Annotated in this window: 4 protein-coding genes; 3 read left to right on the top strand and 1 reads right to left on the bottom strand. The window is 66.9% G+C overall.

Annotated features, from left to right (window positions below):
* From AC1DBD_RS13295 to cysC, 3 genes are all read left to right on the top strand, one after another.
* Positions 1-790: PKD domain-containing protein (locus AC1DBD_RS13295; RefSeq protein WP_476982298.1), on the top strand; the 790-nt coding region annotated here is incomplete at its 5' end.
* Positions 791-992: 202 nt separating this feature from the next.
* Entirely contained in the window at positions 993-1,964 is a 972-nt protein-coding gene (locus AC1DBD_RS13290) for a sulfite exporter TauE/SafE family protein (protein ID WP_476892542.1), read from the top strand.
* A 2-nt stretch (positions 1,965-1,966) separates the two neighbouring features.
* Positions 1,967-3,277: an adenylyl-sulfate kinase gene (cysC, locus tag AC1DBD_RS13285; protein ID WP_476982297.1), complete on the top strand. Its 1,311-nt coding sequence runs from the start codon at positions 1,967-1,969 to the stop codon at positions 3,275-3,277.
* Positions 3,278-3,390: 113 nt separating this feature from the next.
* Here cysC and AC1DBD_RS13280 read toward each other — a convergent pair whose 3' ends face one another.
* Positions 3,391-6,018 carry a LuxR C-terminal-related transcriptional regulator gene (locus AC1DBD_RS13280; protein ID WP_476982296.1) on the bottom strand — a complete coding sequence of 876 codons (2,628 nt, stop codon included), beginning with the start codon at positions 6,016-6,018 and terminating at the stop codon, positions 3,391-3,393.
* Positions 6,019-6,080: the final 62 nt, after the last annotated feature.

Raw genomic sequence — 6,080 nt, 5'->3', positions numbered from 1 at the left:
CACGGTGAATGCCGCGCCGGTGGCGTCGTTCACCGCCTCGGCCTCCGGTCTGACCGCGGCTTTCGATGCCAGCGCCTCCACCGACGACGCCGGCATCACCGGCTACGGATGGGCCTTCGGAGACGGCAGCACCGGGACCGGGGTATCGGCCTCGCACAGYTACGCCGCCGCGGGGACCTACAACGTGACCCTGACCGTCACCGACACCCAGGGAGCAACCGGCACCAAAACCACCCCGGTCACCGTCTCCACCTCCTCCGGCTCCGTCACCGACGTCGTCGTGCCCGCCAAATCAGTGTGGAAATACCGGTACAGCACCACCGCACCGGACCCGGCCTGGAAGAACCCCGGCTACAACTCCTCCGCCTGGAACACCGGACCCGGCGCCCTGGGCTACGGCTCAACCCCGCTGGGAACCAACCTCAACCCCTCCGCCACCACCAGCGCCCGCCCCCTGGCCGCCTACTTCCTGCGCAGCTTCTCCATCCCCACCGCCTCCGCCGTCACCGCGCTCAAACTCACCACCGTCGCCGACGACGGCGTCGTCATCTACGTCAACGGCACCGAAGTCGGCCGCACCCGCATGCCCACCGGCACTGTCACCATCAACACCTACGCCACCGCGGCAATCCCCACCTCCAACGCCAACGCCGCCCCGGTCACCTTCAACGTCCCACTCTCCCTGCTGGTCAACGGAACCAACACCATCGCCGCCGAAACCCACCTGAACTACCACGCCACCAAAGACATCAGCTTCGACCTCACCGCAACAACCACCACCAGCGGCTAGCGGAGTGAATGCCGTGCCGGCGGCGGCCTTGCCCGTCGATCGGCCGTCCGTCAGGACTGCGGCGGGGTTGCGGCGGGGGCGCTTCGCGCCTGACCACGCGGCATCGGGCCTGGTTACACTGTCTGCCCGGCCCCGGTGACTACTCTCGGAGGCACCGAACTACCTGTTTGTCCGGTGCGTCCTCGGTGGCAGGATCTGGGCCATGGACCTGAACTTGGCGTTGACCGCTTTCGGTGTAGCCATCGTCGTTGGACTGACAGGTATGGGCGGCGGCGCCCTGATGACCCCCGCACTGGTGCTGTTCTTTGGCGTTCCCCCGCTCGCCGCGGTCTCCAGCGACCTCGTCGCCAGCGCCGTCATGAAGCCGGTGGGCTCCCTGGTACACCTGCGGCGCCGGACGGTGAACTTGGACGTGGTCAAGTGGCTGGCAGTGGGTTCGGTGCCTTCGGCCTTCTGCGGCGTGCTGGTCCTCAAATGGCTGGGCCCCGGCGAGGACGTCCAGCAGAGCGTCAAAACGGCGCTCGGCTTCGCTCTGCTCTTGAGCGCCATCCTGTTGGTGGTGCGGGCCTACCTCCGGCTTGCCGAGCGCGCACGCAGCGCGGACGGGCGCGGAGCCGAGCTGCCTACAGAGCGGCCGCAGGTGGCGGTCCGGGTTCTGCCCACCGTCCTTTTGGGCATTCTGGGCGGCATTGTGGTGGGCATGACGTCCGTCGGAAGCGGGTCCTTGATCATCATCGGGCTCATGCTCATCTACCCAGGGCTCAAGGCCAACCAGCTGGTCGGCACCGATCTTTTGCAGGCCGTTCCCCTGGTCTTCGCTGCGGCCGTGGGTCACACGCTCTTCGGCGATCTGAACCTCGGCCTGACCCTGCCCTTAGTGTTGGGCAGCATCCCCGGCGTCTACCTCGGGGCCATGCTGTCCTCCCGTCTCTCGGGCGGTTTCGTGCGCCGGGCGTTGGCCTTTGTGCTGCTGGCCTCGGCGCTAAAGATGCTCTCCGTCCCGGACCCGGTAACAGCAGGGATTCTGGTGGCCGCCTTGCTGGTGGCGCCCCTGGCATGGATGTATCTGCGCCGGCAGAAGGGTTTCCCGGCGCTGGCCACCGTGGAGAGCCGACGTCGGCGCGAGGCAGCCGCCTTGTTGGACTCAACGAGCGGAATCAGGGGGACACTGTGAGCTTGCTCTTCGGTTCTGAACCATCACACGTTCTGACCGGCGCCCGGCTCGATGAGCTGGAACTCCTGCTGGGCGGCCTGTACGGCCCGGCGGACGGCTATGCCCTGCCCTGCAACGTTCCACCGGAATGGCCCTGGCCGTTTACGCTCGCGGTGCCCGCCGCCGTCGGCCAACAGGCGGTGGACTGCGGAGCCCTGCTGATCACGGATCCGGATGGCACACCGCTGGCCAGATTGACCGTTTCCGCCGGCCAGGGCGCGGGAAAAGGCACCATGCATCTTGCCGGCCGGCTGGAAGCCCTTCAGCCCGCCGAGCATCCGCCCATGCGCCGGCTGCGTCTGACGCGGCCCCTCACCGGACCGGGACAGGACACGGATCCGAGCCTGGTGGCGGCGTTCGACCGGCTGCCGGAGCCTGCCCAGCTCGCCGAAGCGATGGGTATGGCAATCCGCCATCACGCCAGGTTGTGGCTTGTCGCGGTTGCCGGCTGCCAGGAGCACGGAAACTATACGGTCCTGGAACTGCTTTCCGTCCTTGAACGCTGCACGGAGCAGCTGGTTGGAGCCCGGACCGGACTGCTGGTCCTGCCCGCGTTCGAGGGTGCGTCCGGCGCCCGTGACCGGACCCTGCGCGACTACGTGCTGCTCCGGCTGGGCGCCTCCATCCTGCTCAACTACACCTCCGATGCGGGGGCCGCGGCCAGTGCAGCGCCGAGGCGGCGTGCCGCCGCCGCTCCCGAACCGCTGGCAGCAGGCACCCCACCGCTGGGTGCTGTCGTTTTCCTGACGGGCCTGTCCGGTTCCGGGAAATCGACAATCGCCCGCGCACTGGCGGAACGGCTGCAGCGGGCAGACTCCCGCCCCGTCACGCTGCTGGACGGCGACGACGTGCGCAGGCTCCTGTCTTCGGGTCTTGGCTTCAGCCGGCAGGACCGGGATCTCAACGTCCGCCGGCTCGGGTGGGTCGCCTCCCTGGTTTCCAAGTCCGGCGGAGTTGCCGTCTGCGCTCCGATCGCGCCGTTCGAGTCGACCCGTCAGGAGGTCCGGGCGATGGCCGAGACTGTCGGCTCGTTTGTCTTGGTGCACGTGGCCACGTCGCTGGAGGTATGCGAAGCGCGGGACCGAAAGGGACTGTACGCACGGGCCCGGGCCGGCGACATACCGGACTTCACCGGGATCGGCTCTCCGTATGAACCGCCGCTCGACGCCGATCTGGTGCTTGATACCGGCACCACCTCGGTGGACGAGGCGGTCGATGTGATTTTGGCAGCGATGGGCGTCGGGGCCAGGGAACTGGTGGAACTCAGCCAGTGAAGACGGCGCGTGGCGGTTGAGCGAGGAAATCTGCCGTAAGCCAGGACATTCCTGTTGGCCTGGTCATGGAGGCAGGTCAGTAGCCCAACCACCGTTCCTGTTCTCCCCGGTCCTCAGCGGGGGCTGAGCGCGTCGCTTCGCACAGCCATCAGGTCACAACTCGTCAGGTCTTCGCGGCGGTTGATGCCGAGCTTGCTGAAGATCCGGTAGAGGTGTCCTTCAACAGTGCGGACCGACAGTGAGGCGAGCTGGGCAATTTCGCGGTTGCTGTTGCCGTTGATCACCATCGTGACTACTTCGCGTTCCCTGGGCGTCAGGGAGGTGGCGTCATCGGTGCCGAACAGGGACAGGGTGCTGATTCCCGCCAGCTCCCTGCGCCTGAGCTGGAGCAACTGGGCCACGGCGCGAACGCGCTTGCGGTCCCCGCTGCCGTTCAGGAACCAGACGGCCTTGCCAAGGCATTCCGCCGCCAGCAGGTGGTACCGCAGTTCCTGTGCCCTTTCGCTGGCCGCGATCAGCTGCTCAGCGTCACGCTGAAGAAGGGCCCGCGCGTAGGCATTGAGGCACTCGGCCTCCGGGCCTTCGCCGTGATCCGTCAGTTCCACCAGCCGCGGCAATTGGCCGCTGTCGCCGAGCCGGAGCGCCAGTTCTCGGGCATCCCGCTCCGCCGCGAGCAGTCCCATGCCTCGGGCCCGATCAGCCAGCACTGACAGCTCCCGGACGCCGTTAGCTGCTCCATGCAGACCCGCCCGCGCTGCCGCGACGTGGGCCTGCCCCATCAGCTGGAAGTGTGCGGACCCTCGATACGGGACGCGGTTGAAAGCCTCGCAGTAGCGGTCCACCACGTCGTTTTGCCCGAGCAGCGAAGCTGCATAGGCCGCCAAACCCAAGGCATACGGCAGGAGGTGGTCGAAGTCTGATTCAAAGAAGGCCTCAATGGTGACCGAAAGCCTGCCCAATGCGGTCACCATGTCGCCCTGTCTTAGCGCCGCCAGCCCTTCCACCAAGGACTGTCCCCCGCTGAAGTGCAACCCGCTGCGGAATCCGTGCCAGGGGGCCTCCGTAGGGGGCATGGCGACCAGGTTCCATCGTCCCAGGCGAACCAGTGCCAGCGAATGCTTGAAGCGTGCCAGCTCATACGCCCGGAACTGCGCCGTGGAACTTCCCCCCAGCAGCTGCAGGATTTCGCCGCTCGCCCGGAAGGCACTGTCCGGCCGACCGGTGGCGGCCAGCAATTCAGCCCAGAGATAGAGAATCTTGGCGCGGGTAATCGGATCTGATCCGGTGTCGGCCAGCCGTTCGGCCAGCTCATCCTCGATCTCGGCGTAACGTCCCTCCAAGTGGAGCGCATACAGAATCAGCAGCCGGCTACCGGCTGACTCGGCCGGTCCGGGCGTCAGGCTCCCTGCTCCCAGACGCTGCTCCGACGCGCGCCAGGAGGCGGCGATCTTCCTCAGTTCCAGGGTCTGCCCGCCCATGCCGAGATGCACGCGGGCGGCGAGGATGGATGCTGCCCCCGCCGTCGCGTGGTCCGCGGCGGAGTCGACGCAGTCCTGCAGCAGCGCCGCCGCGCGCGGAAGATCACCAAGATGGAAATGGGCGTCTGCCATTTGGACTTTCGCTGCCGCCCGGAACACTTCGCCATCGATCGCTCCGGCCGTTTGCAGCGCTACCATCGGCTCGAAATGCCGGTTGGCGCTGGCGGCTGCACCCAACAGCTGCTCGTCGGGAACCTCGGCTCCGCAGTCCAGGGACCAGCAGACCAACCGCGTCTGCATCTCCTCCGGCATCGTGCCGTCCACAACATCGAGCACGCGCGAGCGGATCATCATGCTGCGGGCCGGAGGAACAAGGGCGCGCACCACCTTTCCCAGCAGCGGGGAGGCCGACCGCACCAACCTTTGCGGCCCCCGGGCAATGGTGATGAGCCGGTCCTCTATCAGGGTGTCAACGTCCGAATCACTGGCGAGCCGGTGCAGCCAGGCCAGGGGCAGAGGCTCCGCGAGCGCGACCGTCTCAAGGATCTCCGTCTCGGCCGCAGACCTGCAGGCGAGCTGTTCCCGGACCAGATCCCTCAATTGCTGATCGACGCGCAGATGAAAGTTCTTCAGCATCCAGACGTGGTTACGCAGCACCAGTTCACCGGTGCGCTGGGCCTGGCGGATCAACGCGAGCAGAAGCAGGGGGTTTCCGCCTGCAATCCTGCATAAAGCGGTACTGGCGCTGTTGATAACCTCACCACCCAGCACCTGGCTACAGAGCTCGCGGGCCTGCGCATCGGTGAGCGGTGACAGGTCAAAGCGCCGCAGCAGCCCCTCGTTCCAGAGGGAAACAAAAGCTGCTGTCGGTCCCGGCTTTGGTCTGGAGAGCACCAGCAGCTTTACCAGGCCCATCAAGGCCAGTTGCGCCAGCACCCTGGAACTGTCTGCATCCAGGTTCCCGGCGTCTTCCACGATCACAAGCGCTGTGGGTTCCCCGGTTTCGAGCCGCCGGCTAAGCACCTTCTCCATGCGGCGGGGCACTGACGGCCACGGTTCGGACTCCGGCAAGGGGTATGAGCCCAGGTATGGAGCCAGCGCGCCGAAAGGGAGCTTCGTCATCGCCGCTGCGGGAAAGATCCAAAAGGGCTTGACCGCCGCGCCGAGCTGCCGGAGCACCGCCCCGGCCAACGCACTCTTTCCCAAGCCGGCGTCCCCCGCCAGCAGGACTCCTACCCGGTCAGGGTCCTGCAGCGCGGCCACGATTGAAGCTACCAGGTCGGAGCAGCCCACCAGGGCGCGGGGAAAGTCGTCGTTGTCCATGT

The sequence above is a fragment of the Arthrobacter sp. 10T419 genome (assembly GCF_056394105.1).
The sequence above is the reverse complement of the archived record's forward strand: the minus strand, read 5'-3'. Positions and strand labels throughout refer to the sequence as shown.